Origin of the sequence: Radiobacillus kanasensis (assembly GCF_021049245.1) — a bacterium.
Classification (GTDB): Bacteria; Bacillota; Bacilli; order Bacillales; family Amphibacillaceae; genus Radiobacillus; species Radiobacillus kanasensis.
The window spans coordinates 3,539,307-3,558,011 of sequence record NZ_CP088020.1; the positions used below are offsets into that span (position 1 = coordinate 3,539,307).

The 18,705-nt window shown below is 40.7% G+C and carries 16 protein-coding genes and 2 other annotated features; of the genes, 6 read left to right on the forward strand and 10 right to left on the reverse strand.

The features are described 5' to 3' along the window. From trpD to KO561_RS18090, 5 genes are all read right to left on the reverse strand, one after another. Nucleotides 1-1,020 carry an anthranilate phosphoribosyltransferase gene (gene trpD / locus KO561_RS18070; RefSeq protein WP_231094712.1) on the reverse strand — a complete coding sequence of 340 codons (1,020 nt, stop codon included), beginning with the start codon at nucleotides 1,018-1,020 and terminating at the stop codon, nucleotides 1-3. Then, nucleotides 1,004-1,603, reverse strand: coding sequence for an anthranilate synthase component II (locus KO561_RS18075; RefSeq protein WP_231094713.1), 600 nt, complete (start codon nucleotides 1,601-1,603; stop codon nucleotides 1,004-1,006). Before KO561_RS18075 ends, trpD begins: the two co-directional genes overlap by 17 nt. Beyond that, nucleotides 1,587-2,987: an anthranilate synthase component I gene (trpE, locus tag KO561_RS18080; protein ID WP_231094714.1), complete on the reverse strand. Its 1,401-nt coding sequence runs from the start codon at nucleotides 2,985-2,987 to the stop codon at nucleotides 1,587-1,589. The genes KO561_RS18075 and trpE overlap by 17 nt, the downstream gene beginning before the upstream one ends. A 58-nt stretch (nucleotides 2,988-3,045) precedes the next feature. Continuing rightward, nucleotides 3,046-3,287: a binding site (T-box leader), on the reverse strand. Between the two features lie 48 nt (nucleotides 3,288-3,335). Next, nucleotides 3,336-3,580: a binding site (T-box leader), on the reverse strand. Between the two features lie 90 nt (nucleotides 3,581-3,670). After that, nucleotides 3,671-4,141 carry a hypothetical protein gene (locus KO561_RS18085; RefSeq protein WP_231094715.1) on the reverse strand — a complete coding sequence of 157 codons (471 nt, stop codon included), beginning with the start codon at nucleotides 4,139-4,141 and terminating at the stop codon, nucleotides 3,671-3,673. Between the two features lie 23 nt (nucleotides 4,142-4,164). Further along, the gene (locus KO561_RS18090; protein WP_331000809.1) at nucleotides 4,165-5,283 is read right to left on the reverse strand and encodes a DEAD/DEAH box helicase; all 1,119 of its coding nucleotides are present in this window, start codon (nucleotides 5,281-5,283) and stop codon (nucleotides 4,165-4,167) included. Between the two features lie 873 nt (nucleotides 5,284-6,156). Between KO561_RS18090 and KO561_RS18095 the strand changes: the two genes are divergently transcribed. Next, nucleotides 6,157-6,297, forward strand: a complete 141-nt coding sequence (locus KO561_RS18095; protein ID WP_231094716.1) for a hypothetical protein — start codon at nucleotides 6,157-6,159, stop codon at nucleotides 6,295-6,297. 53 nt (nucleotides 6,298-6,350) lie between these two features. Here the strand turns inward: KO561_RS18095 and KO561_RS18100 are convergent, their stop codons facing one another. From KO561_RS18100 to KO561_RS18110, 3 genes are all read right to left on the reverse strand, one after another. Continuing rightward, a complete protein-coding gene (locus KO561_RS18100; protein WP_231094717.1) occupies nucleotides 6,351-7,091 on the reverse strand; it encodes a LysM peptidoglycan-binding and 3D domain-containing protein in 741 nt (246 codons plus the stop codon). Between the two features lie 481 nt (nucleotides 7,092-7,572). After that, nucleotides 7,573-9,174: a catalase gene (locus KO561_RS18105; RefSeq protein WP_231094718.1), complete on the reverse strand. Its 1,602-nt coding sequence runs from the start codon at nucleotides 9,172-9,174 to the stop codon at nucleotides 7,573-7,575. Between the two features lie 137 nt (nucleotides 9,175-9,311). Further along, nucleotides 9,312-10,871: a bifunctional metallophosphatase/5'-nucleotidase gene (locus KO561_RS18110; protein WP_231094719.1), complete on the reverse strand. Its 1,560-nt coding sequence runs from the start codon at nucleotides 10,869-10,871 to the stop codon at nucleotides 9,312-9,314. A 160-nt stretch (nucleotides 10,872-11,031) separates the two neighbouring features. On the opposite strand from KO561_RS18110, the gene KO561_RS18115 reads away from it, so the two are divergent. From KO561_RS18115 to phnE (KO561_RS18130), 4 genes are all read left to right on the forward strand, one after another. Then, nucleotides 11,032-11,967 carry a phosphate/phosphite/phosphonate ABC transporter substrate-binding protein gene (locus KO561_RS18115; RefSeq protein WP_231094720.1) on the forward strand — a complete coding sequence of 312 codons (936 nt, stop codon included), beginning with the start codon at nucleotides 11,032-11,034 and terminating at the stop codon, nucleotides 11,965-11,967. A gap of 547 nt (nucleotides 11,968-12,514) precedes the next feature. Continuing rightward, on the forward strand, nucleotides 12,515-13,303 hold the full coding sequence (gene phnC, locus KO561_RS18120) for a phosphonate ABC transporter ATP-binding protein (protein WP_231094721.1): 789 nt from the start codon (nucleotides 12,515-12,517) through the stop codon (nucleotides 13,301-13,303). Next, nucleotides 13,290-14,081, forward strand: coding sequence for a phosphonate ABC transporter, permease protein PhnE (gene phnE / locus KO561_RS18125; RefSeq protein ID WP_231094722.1), 792 nt, complete (start codon nucleotides 13,290-13,292; stop codon nucleotides 14,079-14,081). The genes phnC and phnE (KO561_RS18125) overlap by 14 nt, the downstream gene beginning before the upstream one ends. Next, nucleotides 14,078-14,878 (forward strand): phosphonate ABC transporter, permease protein PhnE, encoded by an 801-nt coding sequence (gene phnE, locus KO561_RS18130; RefSeq protein ID WP_231094723.1) that lies wholly within the window; start codon nucleotides 14,078-14,080, stop codon nucleotides 14,876-14,878. Before phnE (KO561_RS18125) ends, phnE (KO561_RS18130) begins: the two co-directional genes overlap by 4 nt. Before the next feature lie 43 nt (nucleotides 14,879-14,921). On the opposite strand, the gene KO561_RS18135 is transcribed toward phnE (KO561_RS18130), so the two are convergent. Continuing rightward, nucleotides 14,922-16,358 carry a glycoside hydrolase family 1 protein gene (locus tag KO561_RS18135; RefSeq protein WP_231094724.1) on the reverse strand — a complete coding sequence of 479 codons (1,437 nt, stop codon included), beginning with the start codon at nucleotides 16,356-16,358 and terminating at the stop codon, nucleotides 14,922-14,924. Between the two features lie 339 nt (nucleotides 16,359-16,697). After that, the gene (locus KO561_RS18140) at nucleotides 16,698-17,312 is read right to left on the reverse strand and encodes a nitroreductase family protein (RefSeq protein WP_231094725.1); all 615 of its coding nucleotides are present in this window, start codon (nucleotides 17,310-17,312) and stop codon (nucleotides 16,698-16,700) included. Between the two features lie 208 nt (nucleotides 17,313-17,520). Between KO561_RS18140 and KO561_RS18145 the strand changes: the two genes are divergently transcribed. Continuing rightward, nucleotides 17,521-18,705 carry a galactokinase gene (locus tag KO561_RS18145; RefSeq protein WP_269140675.1) on the forward strand — a complete coding sequence of 395 codons (1,185 nt, stop codon included), beginning with the start codon at nucleotides 17,521-17,523 and terminating at the stop codon, nucleotides 18,703-18,705.

Genomic DNA, 18,705 nt, shown 5'->3' on the forward strand with positions numbered 1-18,705 from the left:
CTACACTCCTATTGTCCGTTTGCTATATTCCACTAACGTATTCAACTTTTCTAATGCAGCACCAGAATCAATGCTTTTTTTCGCTAAAGCAACCCCTTGCTGAACGGTTTCTGCTTTTCCATTCGCAAAAATTGCGAGCCCTGCATTTAACAGTACCGTATCCCGGTAAGGACCCTTTTCTCCGTTCAAAACTTGACGAAGGATTTCCGCATTTTCTCTAGAATCCCCACCCCTAATTTGATCTAAATCATAGATAGGCAGGTTCACTTCCTCTGGGTTTAGTGTGAACTGAATGATTTCTCCCCGGTCTAGAAGCACAAGATGATTTTCGCCTGCTAATGATGCTTCATCCATATAACCAGCTCCATTCACTACCAAAGCTCGCCGGCGTCCCAATTGATGCAAAGCACTTGCCATACTTTCTAGCATGTCACGACGATAAATACCAAGCAGCTGACTTTCTAATTGAACTGGGTTTGTTAAAGGACCTATTAAATTAAAAATCGTCGGAATCCGTAATTGCTTCCTTACTCCCATGATTCGTTTTAAAGATGGATGAACATGTGGAGCAAAAAGAAAGGCAATTCCTATTTCGTTCAGTAGTTCCTCCATTTGTTCTGCTGTTAAGGAAAGAGACACGTGTAGGTGCTCTAATACATCGGCACTTCCTGTTTTACTAGAAACACTTCTATTTCCGTGTTTCGCGACGGTAATACCTGCACCCGCTACAACGAAAGCTGATGTCGTACTAATATTAAAGCTCTGCGAACCGTCTCCTCCTGTTCCGCAGTTATCCATAACAGACGTAAGGTTAGAAAACTTTAACGGAGATTTTTCACGAATGACGTTCACTAATCCAGCAATCTCTTCCGGGGTCTCTCCCTTTACTTTTAAACCGGTTAAAAAAGCACCAATTTCCGTATCCGATACCTCTTCTCCAAACATTTGTCTTGCCGCCCCATCCATCTCTTCTACACTAAGCGCTTGGTGGTTAATTACCTTTTCAAGATACTGTTTCACGAGAATACTCCTTTCTTACCGTTGTAAAGAAATTGTTTAAAATCGTTTTTCCTGTTTCTGTACCGATCGACTCTGGATGAAATTGAAGGCCGTAAACTGGAAGTCGATTATGCTTTACAGCCATCACTTCTTGATCATCCATTGCCGTAGCTATAACGGTTAGCTCTTTTGGTACGCTATTTTTTTCGATAACGAGCGAGTGATAACGCATCACTTCAATCGGTTGGCTTAAATACTCAAATAGGTTCTCACTTTTATGGATCAGCATAGACGTTTTTCCATGTTTGATTTGCTTCGCATGAGTTATCGTTCCGCCGAAGGCAGCACCAATTGCTTGGTGCCCCAAACAAATACCTAGGATTGGATACTCTCCGGAAAGCTTCTGGACAACATCGATACAGATCCCGGCTTCTTGCGGAGTTCCTGGTCCCGGAGACAACACAATGGCTTCCGGATGTAATGCTCTTATTTCGTCGATTGTGATCTGATCGTTTCGAATAACTTGAACCGCTTCTCCTAACTCCGAAATATATTGATATAAGTTAAAAGTAAACGAATCGTAATTATCAATGAGTAGAATCATCGGTATCAACCTCCAATAATGATTTCGCTTTATTTAGTGTTTCTTGATATTCAGTAGCTGGATCTGAATCATAAACAATTCCAGCGCCTGCTTGAACGTAGGCCATTTTATCTTTGATCACAAGCGTGCGGATCGCTAAGGCAAGATCGAGATCTCCGTTCATATTGATATAGCCAACAGCACCTGCATACACGCCGCGTTTTTGTTTTTCTAGCTCGTTAATAATTTGCATCGCTCTTATCTTTGGTGCGCCAGAGACCGTTCCAGCTGGTAACGTTGAGATAAGTGCATCTATCCCGGTGTAATCCTTACGAAGTGTCCCTTGCACCTCCGATACGATGTGCATCACATGCTGATATCGTTCAATCGTCATATATTTCGGTATCGTTATACTTCCAATCTCACAGACACGGCCTAAATCGTTGCGACTTAAATCTACAAGCATCTTGTGCTCTGCCAGTTCCTTTTCATCAGCTAGCAGCTCATCTGCTAATTGAACATCCTCTTCCCTCGTTTTGCCCCGAGGTCTTGTTCCCGCGATTGGGTTTGTAATGAGTTGTGAGCCTTTTGTTTTAATTAAGCTTTCCGGAGAAGCGCCGAGTACGATATAATCCTCAAAATCGATGTAAAACATGTAAGGCGAAGGATTTGCTCGTCGCAAGTTTCGGTAAAACGTAAAAGGATCGGTATCAAAGCTTGCTTTCATTCGTTGTGATAATACGACCTGAAAAATATCCCCGTTTGTAATGTGTTCCTTCGCTTTTTCGACCAATTCCATGAACGCTTGTTTTTCTATCGATGGTGTAAAGGTTACTTTGGATACCAACACCTCTTCTTCTAGTCGGTGTGCCGCTATATCTTCTTGGAATGCTGTTAAGCTTTGTTCTAGTTGCTCATCGGTTCGTTCTCCCGATAAGTTTAAAGCTAGTATCGTAACCGTTTGTTTGAGATGATCAAACACAATCACATCCTGGTAAAACATTTGATGGACCTCAGGCATTTGGATTTCATCCTCCATGATGGCTCCAATGTGTTCATAGGCTCTTATCACGTCATAGCCCATGAAGCCAATCGCTCCACCGTAAAACGGAAAATCAAGATCCAAGGAATCATTCGGAATGTGCTGCTGTAACAGCTCTAATGGTTTCCCTGTTTCTTCTTGCGTGTTTTCTCCTTCGATGAGCGTGATGTTATTTCCACGTCCTATCAGTTCCTTGTAGGGATTTACTCCAATGAAAGAATATCTTCCCTTTTCACCCGAGATGGTGGAACTCTCTAGCAAAAACTTCTTCTTTCCTTGAATCCGATTAAAAACGGAAATAGGGGTTAATACATCGCCATTTAGTTGTTTGCTTTTATAAGAAATCGTTGATGTTGTCGTCATGTTTACTTCCTCCCTTAAAATAAAAAAGTCCCCTATATTTACAGTCCTAGCTGCAAATATAGGGGACGGTTTATATGCCGCGGTGCCACCACTATTGAAGGGATTACCCTTCCTCTCATTCGGATACGGAGGTTTCCCTCTTATATCCTATCCCAGTAACGGGGGATGCCGTTATTCCCTACTATTATTCAGGAATACTCTCGTAAGCCCATTCGACAGAACTGTTTTGCCAACTCCCACCAACGTCGGCTCTCTTAGAAAACAGTCATTCTGTGTACTCTTCTTACTCTACGATTTGAGTTTCTTTATATAAAATATTTTTTCTAAACAAAAAGGGTCTCCCTATCCGTAAAGGACGAGGAGACCCGTGGTACCACCTTCATTAGTTGCATGTGCAACTCACTTGAACCGCATAAGCCATTACTTATACGTATCTCTTTTATCGATGAGATTTTCGCCAAAGCCTACTGTTCGATTCGAAGTTCGGTTTGGAGCTCAGAAGTCCATTCACTCTAATAAACCCACTGATTCTCAGCACCATCAGCTCTCTTTAGGGATAGAAAAGAGTTACTACTCTTCTTCAACGCTTCTATTCGTTTCATTTCTGTTGAATATTATCTTAATAGCTGACCAATCTTTTGTCAACCATTAATTTTCAGAAACTTCTTACTATACTTTCCCATTTAGCTATGTGAGTTCTTTTTATTAGTTGCAATAGAAGGCAATCGTATGATTCCCTTCTTCTTCAAATAACTGGATTGTTTAATTTGGTATGGATATACCCAGCTTATGCGATTGGCAGACAAGTTGTGATTCGTAAGGTCAACCTGAGCTCCATTCCAAAATGCTTGCCAAATGAATTTGGAACAATAATTATTGGATAGTCTACGAAGCCAAGGGTCGAACAAATACCGTTGAACATGATCAATGTTTTCCTCTGCCCAAGCTGCCACCAGATCCGAGTTACCCCTTGGTCGCAAAACGAGAATGGATCCGCCATACTTATGTCTGCTTTTATAACGAGAGAAACTCTCTGAAAAGGCACCTAACGGATGGGAATGGTGAATGAGCATATCATGCCCCACAATCCCGGCATGACCGACTAAAAAGGTCGACCATCCTTTTGTGGAATACACAATATCACCAGGCTCCATGCTTATATTTGTTCCCTCGTATATCAATTTGCCGGCCATTCCTTTTTGGGTATTGCCTTTCCGATGCCTCTCTCAATGATACGTAAATACTGCTTGTCCTTGGATGCCACAAAGGTAACAGCAATACCAGTTCCACCGGCTCGACCAGTTCGACCAATGCGATGAATATACGTTTCCGGATCCTGGGGAATATCATAATTGAACACGTGCGTGACTCCTTCCACGTCTAACCCCCTTGCTGCCACATCAGTAGCAACGAGATATTGAATTTTCATATCTCTAAAACGTTGCATCGCTTTTTCTCTTTTGGCTTGGGACAGGTCGCCATGTAGTTCGTCTGATAAATACCCCATCCCTTGTAGGGCTGCATTTAATTTCATCGCACGCCGTTTCGTCCGACAGAATATTATAGCCAAAAAGGGGCGGAACTGATTAAGCACTTCGGTAAGCTTTTGTTGTTTCTCTCGATCGGTTGTTTCAATGACCATTTGTTTCACTTCATCTAATGTTACGTTTTTCCCCTTAGCCGTTACGTGCTCAGGCTTGTGCATATATTGATTGGCTAGCGCTCGCACCTCTTTTGGCATGGTGGCAGAAAAGAGCATTGTTTGCCTTGTTTCGCTTAGCATCTCGACGACCGCTTGCACCTCTGGAAGAAATCCCATATGCAACATCTGATCCGCTTCATCTAATACAAAAATGGATGCATTTGATAAATCCACCGTTCCTCGTCGTTGATGATCTAGGAGCCTCCCAGGTGTTGCTACAATAATGTGAACGGCTTTTCGTAACCTTTTTAATTGTGCTTCGATGTCTTGTCCACCATATACAGCGAGACTGTTGACTCCCGGTTTCGTAACGAGCAGTTTTTCCAGCTCTGTTGAAATCTGAAGGGCCAGTTCTCTCGTAGGAGACAAAACCAATGCTTGGACATTAGAATTTTCCGGATTGATTTTCTCTAGTATGGGCAACAAAAAGGCTAATGTTTTTCCTGTACCTGTCTGAGCTTGCCCAATAACATCTTTACCTGCTAAAAGTTTGGGAATTGCCTGGACTTGAATAGGAGTCGGCTCGCTAATAGCACTTTCTCTTAAGTGTTGGGTTGTTCGTTCGGATATACCTAGTTCTATAAATGATTGCATGCTGCACCTCTTTTAATAAGTTTGTTATCTAAAAATTTTTGTTTTTGACAATAGATATAAAATGCGACGTAACTCTAATTAAAAATTTTTTGAAAGAATGAAAAGTGAAGCTTGATGCCACGCTTCGGCAGAATACTCCGCTTTCCACGGGCACGGCCTCAATCTCCTCGGAAGAAACCCACTTCCTGCGGGGCTTTCACCTCGTGCTGTTCCCGTAGGAGTCTCCGTATTCTGCCTACGCTAAGTTACTACTTTCTAATTTGGTAAACTTGTAGCCTGAAAACAGCTAATTAATCCTCTAAATAATTGGAAACCCTATTTAAAAATTTTAATTCTGATAACTATGAAAAGCTATCTTAATAAGATTTCACTTACTTATAATATTAGTAAAAGTTACTTTTTACTTCTGAACTTTATTTGTCAGCTACTTACGGCATGATGATTGGAGTGGAGGGTAATCGACTCCTGCGGGAACAGCACGAGTTGAAGACCCCGCAGAAAAGCGAACTTTGCTTTTTGAGGAGACTGAGGCCGTGCCCGCGGAAAGCGATTACCCGCAACGGAAATCATCATCGTTGACACACCGAGCGGTCACTTAACCGATGATTTTGTAGTAGCTTTACTATTTCGTTATGTCGCATTTTATATCAACTACGAAGATGAAAAAGCAACTATATTCATGAAAAGAGCCATTAATAAAAACGTCTTTATTAGGATGGACACATTTTTCGTAAAAATGTCATATTTTATCAAATATTCCTATGCTAAGATGGTAAAGGTAAATATTGATGTTTATTCTAACACTTTCTATGGAAATAGAATATGTAAAGAATATACAATGTTAATTAGTTGAGTATGCCAGGAGGGTGAAAATTGAGGAAACTATTAATGGTTGTATTTCTTTTGTTAATTACTAGTTTCGGTGTCATCGGCTATGTGCAGAATCAAATAGATGCAGGTGGCGAAGTAAATCAAGAAACCCACAATGATGATCAATCTGAGATTATTCAATAACTCTAACATATAGAAAAAAGAGGAAGCAGTTCACACCAGCTTCCTCTTCCCTATTATCCTAGTATTTGTACATTAACTGTACGTACGCCCCAATCAAATGCTTCTTCCTTAGTTGGTACGTGGATATCGATATGGTGACCATCAATGGCTCCTCCGATATCTCCTGCAATGGCTTCTCCATAGCCCTCTACATATACTCTACTACCTAGTGGAATGACATCCGGGTCGACAGCGATGACTTTTGCATTCCTGTCTTCATTTAAGTTAATGCCTGTATAAGTAATTCCAGAGCACCCCTCACATTCCGCTGTATAAGCTGTTGCTTTTACCGTCAATTCTCTTACTACCTCATTGCCAGTAGATGTTGCAACAGCTTCTGGTTCGGACTCCTTCTTTGTGCTTACAGTAGAAGCTTTAGTAGATTCCTCCGCTACCTTCCCTTGCTCTTTAATCGTAAGATCTTGCCCGACTACGATTAGATCGGTAGTTAAGTTATTCCACTTTTTGATCTTTTCCACTGTTACGTTGTGATCCTGTGCAATATGACTTAACGTATCGCCTTTTTCTACGTTGTATGAAATCTGGTTATTTATCTCTATCTCTTGTTTCGGGTGAATTAAATCCGAATCTAGTTTGTTCCATTCCTTAAGCTTTAAAACGGTAGTGTCATATGATTGGGCGATTTCCCAAAGACTATCACCTTTTACAACTTGATAGTCTTCTGCAGATGCAGTGGTAGTTACTGTCCCGGTCAGAAAAAGGCCAAAGGCCAGTGATACCAGTGTTTTTTTCATCTGTGTTTCCCTCCTTTTTTTCTGACAAGCCTTATCCTAACACATGAAATAGTTTCTTGTGTTTACAATGGATTTAAGTCTCTTTTACAAAGATTACGATATATGGATGGCCTGTCACATTTGTCATTCTGGGGCAATAATTACTAGTTTTATACATAGATTCGTAATATTTTTTCTAGTTTTTATTAATTTGATAGAAAAGTAGGAGATAGAGAAGATAAGTTAGTTCTAAGAGACTAATTGGATGGTAAATACTAGTAGATAGGCATCTAACATTGTGTTAAATGGCTATTACATTAGCTCTACCATATTTGCCTTAGCCTGTAAGCAACTAACAACATAAAAGAATAAGTTATTAAATATCATTGAAAGCTAGTAATAAAATTCCATTAACTGCAAACATGATAACGAACAATGCAGGTTTATATTGGAAAAGGTGGCAACATGCGTCACCACCCCAACCTTAGAAAAAATTTATATCTTAGTATCTATCTGCGTCGTGTCCTTCTTTCTTGGCTTTATCCACTGCATCTGCAGCTCCAGAGCTTCCTAACGGGGACCCACCAGATTTTGGTGTCATGTTTTTAGCTCCCTTGGCAAGCCCTTCTTTTACACGCCGGCCATAATCTTCGTCACACTTCGTGAACATGTCAATCATCTTATCTTGAATCTCTTTACGACATGGCAGCAGTCCTGTTACTAAGTTGTTAATGAGATCTTCTCGTTCCCATTCTTCAAACTCGCGATACGTTTCACCAGCTTGTTTGAAATCATTTTTTCGCTCAATGGATTCTCGAACAAGCTTACCTTCAACATGTGGTTGATAGTAATCATGATCGCGTTTTACCTCTTCTAAGCCATTCATGTTGGAAGGTTCATAATTCACATGAGGATTTGACCCCTTATCATTACGATAAGCCATTTGGCCACCCTCTTGGTTCGTACCAACATGCTTATCCGGTGCATTAATCGGCAGTTGAAGATAGTTGGAACCTACGCGATAGCGCTGTGTATCAGAATAGGAGAAGGTACGACCTTGCAGCATCTTATCATCCGAAAAGTCCATCCCATCCACAAGCACACCAGTACCAAAAGCAGATTGTTCGACTTCATTGTGATAGTTATCTGGATTTTTGTTTAAGACCATTTTCCCTACTTTTAAAAATGGGAATTGATCCTTCGGCCAAAGCTTCGTATCATCTAACGGATCAAAATCCAGTTCAGGATGCTCTTCATCTGTCATGATCTGTACGAAAAGCTCCCATTCCGGGTAATCGCCATCTTCAATGGACTGATATAAATCCTGTGTGGCGTGATTTGAACTCATAGCCTGAATCTCATCCGCTTCTTCTTGGGTTAAATTTTTGATTCCTTGAAGGGGCTCCCAATGATACTTCACTAAAAAGCCTTCATTTTTCTCGTTTACCCAACGGTATGTATTTACCCCAGAACCTTGCATTTGACGGTAGTTTGCCGGTATTCCCCATGGAGAATTTACGAATGTAACCATGTGCATCGCTTCTGGAGTATTACTCCAAAAATCAAAAGCACGTTCACTATCTTGAACATTGGTGATTGGATCTGGTTTTAAAGCATGGATGAGGTCAGGGAATTTAATCGCATCGCGAATAAAGAATACTTTCAGATTATTCCCGACAAGATCCCAGTTTCCATCCTCCGTATAAAACTTGATCGCGAAACCTCTCGGGTCACGAGCTGTTTCAGGGGAGCCAGCTCCACCAATAACGGTTGAAAAACGAACAAATACAGGTGTCTTTTTCCCTTTTCCGGAAAAAACCTTTGCTCTCGTGTACTTTTCAACCGGTTCGTCTCCAGCCGTTCCATACGTTTCAAAATATCCGTGTGCACCAGCACCACGAGCGTGCACTACACGTTCTGGAATTCGTTCACGATCAAAATGAGACAATTTTTCAATAAATTCGTAGTTCTCTAAGGTGGCAGGTCCTCGATTTCCGACCGTTCTCGTGTTTTGATTGTTCTTAATAGGATGGCCTTGTCTTGTTGTCAGTGACTTTTCATTTTCACCTTCCGCAAATTTCTTATTTGCATCTTTTTTGTCCAAAAAAATCCCTCCTCGGAAAAGTGTCTAAAAGACGTGTTTAAAAAGGAGGATACACATTCCAACTTTTTAAACATCTCTTCCACCCATTTTTTCCTGTGGAGGGATTTTTATACTACATATCTTCTATATATTTCAAGTTACTGAACGACTTTCCAATTATGATTACAAGTCGCCTGAATGGTTTTTCGATCTAACAAGTAATTGGCAATGAGTTCTGTCATATCAATAGGAATCTCTTTAACAAGTGGTTTGCCTATGTACATATCAAAATTACCTGCACCACCTGCCCGATAATTGTTCATAACGACTTCGTATTCCTTGTTTTCATCTATTGATTGACCTTGATAATTCAACTTCGTGACGCGCTCACCGACTGGGTTTGATACGTTTAATTCGTATTCAATCCCTTCCCACATATCGTAATTGTAGTGCTGTGGCTTTGGTTCCATAAAGGAAGGATTTACGGTTATCTTTCCATCTACCACATTGAAATAACTCGCACTTTGCTCAAGCGCATCCTTTACGTCTTGTCCTGTAATACGAATCACGCTTAACGTATTTGGATACACGTAATTGGAAACGATGTCTCGCATGGTCACCTTTTGGCCAAATCCTGGAGAGTCATTATTAAATAGAGAAGTATTTGAAATATCAACACCCGTAGCATCCATTTGTACTTTATTTATAAATTCAATGAATGGTGTGTCTTTTAATCTAGTCTCCAATGGATCGGTAATAGATAGATCTCCTTCTACTTCTCCAATTGGCGTATCTAACCATTGCTGTGTTTGATCCTCAAAATCTGCGATAAGTTCTTGAAGATCCTTATTTGTCGTAAGGTTTGCTACTTCAATAAGTTGTGAGGAGGAGCTGTCTATCTTATACCTATCTCCTTCTTGAAAAAGAGAAATTTGAATTTCTCCAAGTTTTTGTCCATGGTTACTAGGCTGGACAATGGTTACACCATTTACCTTACCGGCTAGGGAGCGATGCTGATGGCCTGTGATGAGGATATCTAACCCTTTTATTTCTTGGCACATTTGGTAGCCTTGGTTTTCCCTTGTTAATCGTTCAGTTGGTTCTCCTGTATCGAGGTCTCTTTCGAAACCACCGTGGTAGGAAACGACCATCACATCTGGATTCTCTTCTTTGCGAATCTTCGCTACCCAAACCTTCGCTGTTTCGAGAGCATCTCCAAACTTTAGTCCCTTAATATGGTTTGGGTCCTCCCAATTCGGAACAAAGTGCGTTGTTATTCCAAGTACAGCAATCTTCACTCCCTCTATTTCGTGAATTCGATAAGGCTTCCCATACGCTGGCTTACCTGTTTGTTCATTTATGACATTGGCAGATAACCATGGGAACTCGGACTGCTCCACAACACTTCTCAAGTAATCTAAACCGTAGTTAAACTCATGATTTCCAAAAACCGCCGAATGATATCCTAGTGCATTTGCTACTTTAATAACTGGGTTCTCCGTATCTCTGTGATATTTGGAATGATAATAAGTCAATGGACTTCCTTGAATGAGGTCCCCGTTGTCTAATAGCAAGACGTTGCCAGCGCTTCTTTTCTTTTTTATGTATGTTGCTAGTTTAGCTAATCCTAATGGTTGATCACTTCGGTCTCTATAATGAGTAGGAAATATGTATCCGTGAATATCACTCGTTATAAGGATGGTTATATCCTTCTTCATGATAATCCCCCCTAGTTACCCTTTTATAACATGTAAGAGCTGCATATATAAAGTAAAGAAATCTTTACATAAATTTACAATTAATTCACTCTGTTTCGACAAACTGCATGCTATATTTAACAAGTATTAAATATCATCGTTCAATGGGGGAATTTTTCGTATGTTAAAGAAACTCGCAACATTATGTACAACTCTAGCTTTAACCGTTGGTATCATTAGTGCTTGTGGAACATCTGACGACAGTCAAAATGGAGAAGGCGGCAGTGAAGCATACATACCTGAGACACTTACTGTACAATTCGTACCATCTCAAAACGCTGAAACTTTGGAAGCGAAAGCGAAACCACTTGAAGGGTTATTAAGTGACGAACTAGGTATCCCTGTAGAGGTAAGTGTGTCTACTAATTACAACACGATTATTGAAGCAATGGCCTCAAAGAAGGTAGACGTTGGATTCTTACCACCAACAGCTTATGTTCTAGCTAAAGAAAAAGGTGCAGCTGAAGTTATTCTTCAAGCACAACGTTATGGTGTGGATGATGAAACTGGTCAACCAACTGATGAATTAGTAGATGGCTACAAATCTGAAATTATCGTTAAAGCTGATTCTGGTATTGATAGCCTAGAAGATTTGAAGGGCAAAAAGATTGCATTCCAAGATGTTACTTCCTCTGCTGGATATGTTTGGCCTGCAGCTGCTTTGATGGATGTCGATATTGATCCATTACAAGATGTCGAATCTGTAACCGTTAAAGGGCACGACCAAGGTGTACTTGCCGTTTTAAATGGGGATGTAGACGCTGCGGGAGTCTTCCAGGATGCACGTAATATTGTTTCTGGTGACTATCCAGATGTATTTAAAGATACAAAGGTTATCCATTTTACGGAGTTCATCCCGAATGACACGGTCTCTGTTCGTTCTGACATGGATAAAGAGTGGGTAGATAAAATTACAGAAGCCTTCATCAACATCGGTGAAAGTGAAGAAGGGCATAAAATCATAAAAGAAATTTACACTCACGAAGGATATGTAGAATCTGATGACAGCAAGTTTGATATTGTAAGAGATTACGCTGAGCGTGTAAAAACAGAATAGTTCTCTTCTTTAAGTGCGTGTTCAAAAAGGAGGATGAAAAGGACCAAGAAGTTCGAGGCAGCGCAGCTTTGAGGACAAGCTCATTGCTTCGGAAGCATGATCACCGCACGCAGAAAAAGTGCTTTCCTTTTTCAAGGACCGGACTTGCACAGGATGTGCTGACTTCTCTAGTTGTGCACAAATGTTTTCGGTGGGACGAGTAACCGCAGTCCCAGGACGTGGACGACTTTAGCAGAAGATCCACTTTCCTTTTAGATACGTGAGCAAGGCCACTTCTGCGAAGTAACTTCCTTGCTGCCTTGCACCGAGGAATTTTACTTCCTTGTAATTCTAGAAGACGCAGGTGCACTGTTTTTTGAAAAGCAAGCTAACGAAGAAAATCGCCGTGTCATTTTTACCGGACTTTTTGAACAACCTCTTCAAAAGAATACTAATATCACAGCCAGTGAGTTATATGCACTGGCTGTACTTTTATTATGTTTGTATAGACTTATATAAAATCACAACTAAGATCTTTCTAAATTTCACACAAAGGTTGGTATGAAAATTGATTGAATTCCAAAATGTCTCAAAGGTTTATCCCAATGGAACACAAGGACTTAAAGATATTAATGTAAAAATAAACAGAGGTGAGTTTGTTGTTATCGTAGGTCTATCTGGTGCAGGGAAATCCACCTTTCTTCGTTCCATTAACCGCCTACATGAAATTTCTTCTGGAAACATCATCATTGATGATCAATCCATTACAGAAGCGAGAGGCAGTGAGCTACGCAAAATCCGTCGTGATATCGGGATGATATTCCAAAGCTTTAATCTCGTTAAACGTTCTACTGTACTGCGTAACGTTTTATCCGGGAGAGTTGGTTATCACTCTACATTGCGAACTGTTCTTGGGCTTTTTCCGAAAAATGATATGGAATTGGCATTCCATGCATTAAGACGAGTGAATATTTTAGAAAAAGCTTATACTCGTTCCGACCAACTATCCGGAGGCCAGCAACAACGAGTATCCATCGCTCGCGCTCTTGCTCAAGAGGCAAAAATCATCCTGGCTGATGAACCTGTAGCCTCTTTAGATCCACTTACCACGAAACAGGTAATGGATGATTTAAAAACTATTAATCAAGAGCTAGGTATTACCACTGTCGTGAACCTACATTTCATTGATATTGCCCGGCAGTATGCTACTAGAATAATTGGTCTTCAAGCTGGTGAGATTGTATTTGATGGTTCAGTAGAAGAAGCAACAGATGAACGCTTCGCGGAAATTTATGGACAACCATTGGAAACAAAAGCAGATGAACAAACAGGAGCGTTGGCCCATGAATCCAATTAAAGAACAACAACTACCTCAGCCGCCAAGTAAATTAAAACCTGCGTTAACAATCGTTCTCATCCTTTTGGCTATTTGGCTAAGCGCAATGAAGACAGATGTACAGTTAAGCGAGTTTTTCTTAAGCTTCGGCAACATGTGGGACCTAATCGTTCAAATGTTCCCACCAAACTGGGCGTATTTTAATAATATCGTTGTTCCAATGTTAGAAACGTTGCGTATGGCGGTTATTGGTACAACTGTTGGAGCAATTTTTTCTATTCCAATTGCTCTTTTTTCGGCTAGTAACATGGTCCAACTCCGATGGGTTCATTATCCAGTACGTTTCGTGTTAAATCTCATTCGTACTGTTCCAGAGTTATTACTTGCTGCAATCTTCGTTGCAATTTTTGGTCTTGGACCACTACCAGGTATTTTGGCTATTTCCTTATTTTCTGTTGGTATTATTGCAAAGTTAACCTATGAATCGATTGAATCAATTGACAAAGGTCCTTTAGAAGCGATGACTGCTGTTGGAGCAAACAAAATCCAGTGGATCGTATTTGCCGTTATTCCACAAGTAGCCGCTTATTTCATTTCCTATGTGTTATATACGTTTGAAGTAAACGTCCGTGCCGCTGCCATATTAGGGCTTGTTGGCGCTGGGGGTATTGGACTTTATTATGACCATACTTTAGGATTCCTAGAATACGATAAAACGAATATGATTATCATCTTTACGTTAGTCGTTGTTTTAATCATTGACTACATCAGTACGAAATTACGGGAGAAATTATTATGAGTAGCACAACTATACCAACTAAACCAAGAAAAAGAGTTTTCCTTCGTTGGACAGTCGGAATATTATTGTTATTCATCTACGTATGGGCTTTTTCTGGCGTACCGATGGAGGGCTTTAAAGAAACGGCTGGTCAAGTGTCAAAAGCAATACTTTCTGGGTTATTTCATCCAGATTGGGACTATGTCTATTTGCCAGAAGGGGAGGACTTATTAAGAGGACTACTCGATACGCTGGCCATTGCCGTATTAGGAACCTTTATCTCCGCTTTTCTTTGTATTCCATTTGCTTTCTGGGCGGCGAATAACATGAGTAAAGGGGTAGCGATAACCGGTGCCGGTAAATTCATGCTTAGCTTTATCCGTACGTTTCCCGAGCTCGTTATGGCACTTCTTTTCATTAAGGTTGTTGGACCAGGATCATTCGCCGGGGTACTAGCGTTAGGACTTCATTCAATTGGCATGCTAGGGAAATTGTTCTCAGAGGAAGTGGAAAATATTGACCTAGGACCATCAGAAGCTTTAACCGCAACGGGAGCCAATCGTATGCAAACCCTATGGTTCGCGATTATTCCACAAGTATTACCAGGCTTTTTATCTTATACGCTTTACCGATTCGAAATTAACCTTCGTGCCGCTACTATTTTAGGGATTATAGGTGCAGGTGGGATTGGTACACCATTAATTTTTGCATTGCAATCGCGTGACTGGGAACGGGTTGGAATTATTCTATTAGGGATCATTGTCATGGTTTCTATTGTGGATATTATTTCAGGCTATTTACGCAAGAAAGTTGTGTAAAGTAAAAAACAGCAATCAGGAAGATTCCCGATTGCTGTTTTTGTTATTCTAAGCCATTCTTTTTGATAACGTCTTGATACCAATAGAAGCTTTTCTTTTTAATTCTTCGAAGATCCTTAGGACCATCTTCATCACGGTTCACATAAACGAAGCCGTAACGTTTTTGATAACCGTTTAACCAGCTTAACAAGTCTGTAAACGACCAAGTGCAATAGCCTAGTACATCTACTCCATCGGAAATAGCTTCTTGAACGGCTTTTACATGGCTAGCTAAGTAATCAATTCGATAATCGTCATTGACTACATCGCCTTCCTCTAAATCGTCGAAGGCACCAAGACCATTTTCGGTGATTAGCACTGGTAATTGGTAACGGTTTTGAATTCGACGAAGTGCGATTCTAAGACCATCTGGATCGATGGTCCAATCCCAATCAGTAGTTCCTAAGTAAGGGTTACTAATGGTTTTGAACACTCCAGGAAGACCTGAATCTTTTGTCGTCCCTTTTTTCCCGGACGTATTCATTTTCGCTTCTCCAACTCCACCTTCTAAAGGGTTATGTTCAAACGTTCCAGTTTGGTAGTAGTTTACGCCCATAAAGTCCGGCTTTGCTTCGGCAAGAAGCTCCATATCACCTGGTTCAATTGTCGGTGCAAGACCATTCTTTTGCAAGTAGTTCCAGGTAGATTGTGGATAAGTTCCCCATGCATAAACGTCCATCCACCAGTGACTGTTCATTTCTTCTGCATTTTCCGCAGCAATTACATTCTTCGGGTTGCTATCGAATGGGTAGGCTGGACCGTATGCAAAGCTTGGACCAATTTTTCCATCCGGAACAATTTTGCGGAACGATTGAATCACTTTTGCATTCGCTACACTCGCAATATGGTTCGCTTGATACATTCTCTTAAGATCTTTAACTCCAGGAGGATGGATTCCATTACGGTAGCCAAGTCCTACAAAAATATTTTGCTCATTTAGTGTAACCCAGTGTTTCACTCGGTCTCCGTACCGTTTAAAAAGCTCCACACAGTAGTTGTCGAAGTCTTCAATGATTTGGCGAGATTCCCACGCGCCATATTCATCCATTAATGCTTGAGGAACGTCCCAATGGTAGACAGTAACTAATGGCTCAATGTTGTGCTCTAACAATTCATTGATTAAGTCATCATAGAACTTAACACCAGCTTCGCTAATTTCTCCTTTTCCATTAGGGAAAATTCTTGTCCAAGCAATGGAAAAACGGTAAGCTTTCAGACCCATTTCGGCCATTAATGCTACGTCCTCTTTATAGCGGTTATAGTGATCGACCGCAACATCTCCATTCGTTCCTTTATATGTAGTACCTTCTTTCTTTGTATAAACATCCCAGACAGAAGGGCCTTTGCCATCCTGGTCCCATGCTCCTTCTATTTGATAAGCAGCAGATGCAGAACCCCATAAAAACCCGTCTGGAAACGGTGTCGGCTTTTTGTGCTCCATGGTTATTCCTCCTTCAATAATCATTCTTTTCTATTGTAGCTGAATCCAGATAGAAAATGAAATAGAAGCCACCAGAATTTTTTCGAAAACTTCACACTTATATTCCATCAAGAACAAAAGCGCAAGCGCTCGTTGAGCGACGTACGGACTGGACTGAGCCGTAGGAGATAAAGGAAACACGGCGACCTTAGGGAGCCGATGTTGACTTATCGTACGAAGGCGAGGGAAGTCTCGCTAGTCGCTGAGCGCTGGAGCTGGACGTGGCTGTTGCTACATGTTATCCACACATAGCCAATTTTATAATTTCCTAAGCAACAAAAAAATCGGGATTACTCCCGATTACTTAAACTCAGATATTAAAGTTTTCGCTTCTTTTCTCGGTCTCTCTTTCGGTACTTTAGCTGGGTAGCCAATCTGTAGCATTGCAGCAATCTTTTCCCCTGGTTGAATGTCATACGTCGCCCGGACTTCCTCGTTTGTAGTAAGCTGATTTGTTTTCCAAATCATACCGATACCTTTTTCCCACGCAAGAAGGCTAAAATTATGCACGACACAGCTTGTTGCTGCATAATCCTCTTCTCTTAACTTCATGTTTGGATTTTCATTCATAACAACCATGAGGAATACCGGTACGTCCATAATCTTTTTATAGGCGACTTCCCCGTTCTTGTTTCTTTCTTCTACCGTAGTCCCTTTTTCATTTAACTTCCGATTAATATCGGCTAAAGGCTTACGTGAATCTCCTCGAATAAAAACAAAGCGCCAAGGCTCTGTCATTTTATGATTCGGAACCCAAATCGCAGTCTCCAACAGCTCCTTTAACTCTTCAACTGGTACAGTTTTTTCTTCATATAATTGAATAGACCTTCTGTTCTTTATAATGTCTGACAAAGTCATCGCAGTCACTCCTCTATCTGCCTGATTAGATGAAAGTGAATCATTAAGCGTTGCCATTCTGTCTCCTCCACATCTATATGCTCAACATTTGCTATCCATGATTTTTTAAATGATAATCGTTATCAATTATACTATCAAATAGAAGAGAATTGTCAACAAATGACGGCAAAAAAGGATTGCAAATGCGTACCGGTCGATGTAACATAAGGATAGATCAACTAAGTAAATTAATTTAATTAAGTTATTTAAAAAGGAGGGAATTGGTTTGGATTTTCATCAATTACAGCAAAATTTTGAACGAATCTTTCAAAGAAAAGAAGAGCCTCGCATGTTTTTTGCACCAGGACGAATCAATCTAATTGGAGAACACACCGATTATAATGGTGGCCACGTTTTTCCTGCATCCATCTCTTTCGGAACCTATGCGCTTGTCTTGCCAAGAGAAGATCGAAATCTTAGATTTTACTCAATGAACTTTCCGGAAGTTGGCGTCCGCTCCGTATCGTTGGATGAATTAGATTATAAAGATTCCGACCAATGGACGAATTATCCAAAAGGTATGATAAAATTATGGAAAGAAAATGGGTCCCCTACGCCATTCGGTGCGGATATTTTGTATTACGGGAACATCCCAAATGGTGCTGGGCTATCTTCTTCCGCTTCGATCGAGCTCGTAACTGGGGTCATGTTAGAAGGTCTCTACGACACAGCCATGGATCGAATTCAAATGATTAAACTAGCACAACGAGTCGAGAATGAATATATCGGCGTCAACAGTGGGATCATGGATCAATTTGCAATAGGCATGGGGAAAAAAGACCACGCTATTCTACTGGATTGTCAAAGCTTAACCTATGAATATGCACCGATTGAATTGGACCAACATACGATCGTCATCATGAATACGAATAAACGACGTGAACTAGCTGGCTCCAAATACAATGAGCGCCGATCTGAGTGTGAACGCGCTTTGTCAGATCTACAAAAAAAGCTTTCTATCCAAAGCCTGGGTGACTTAACGGAAGAACAATTTGAAGCACACAAACATTTTATTCAAAATGATATAGATCGTAAAAGAGCAAAACACGCCATTTACGAAAACCAACGTACCATTAAGGCGTTGGCTGAATTAAATGCAGGGAACCTGGAGGAGTTCGGTGCCTTAATCAATGCATCTCACCGTTCCCTTCAACAGGATTATGAAGTGACAGGGATTGAGCTTGATACCTTAGTAGAAGCGGCCTGGGATCAGGATGGGGTCCTTGGCGCTCGTATGACCGGTGCGGGATTTGGTGGTTGTGCTATTGCCATTGTAGAGAAGCAACTCGTTTCCACCTTTGAAAAAAACGTAAACGAAACGTATCAATCCAAGATCGGGTATGTACCGACCTTTTATAAAGCCTCTATTCATGATGGGGCAACAGAACTGCTTAACGAAGGGAGCTTATAA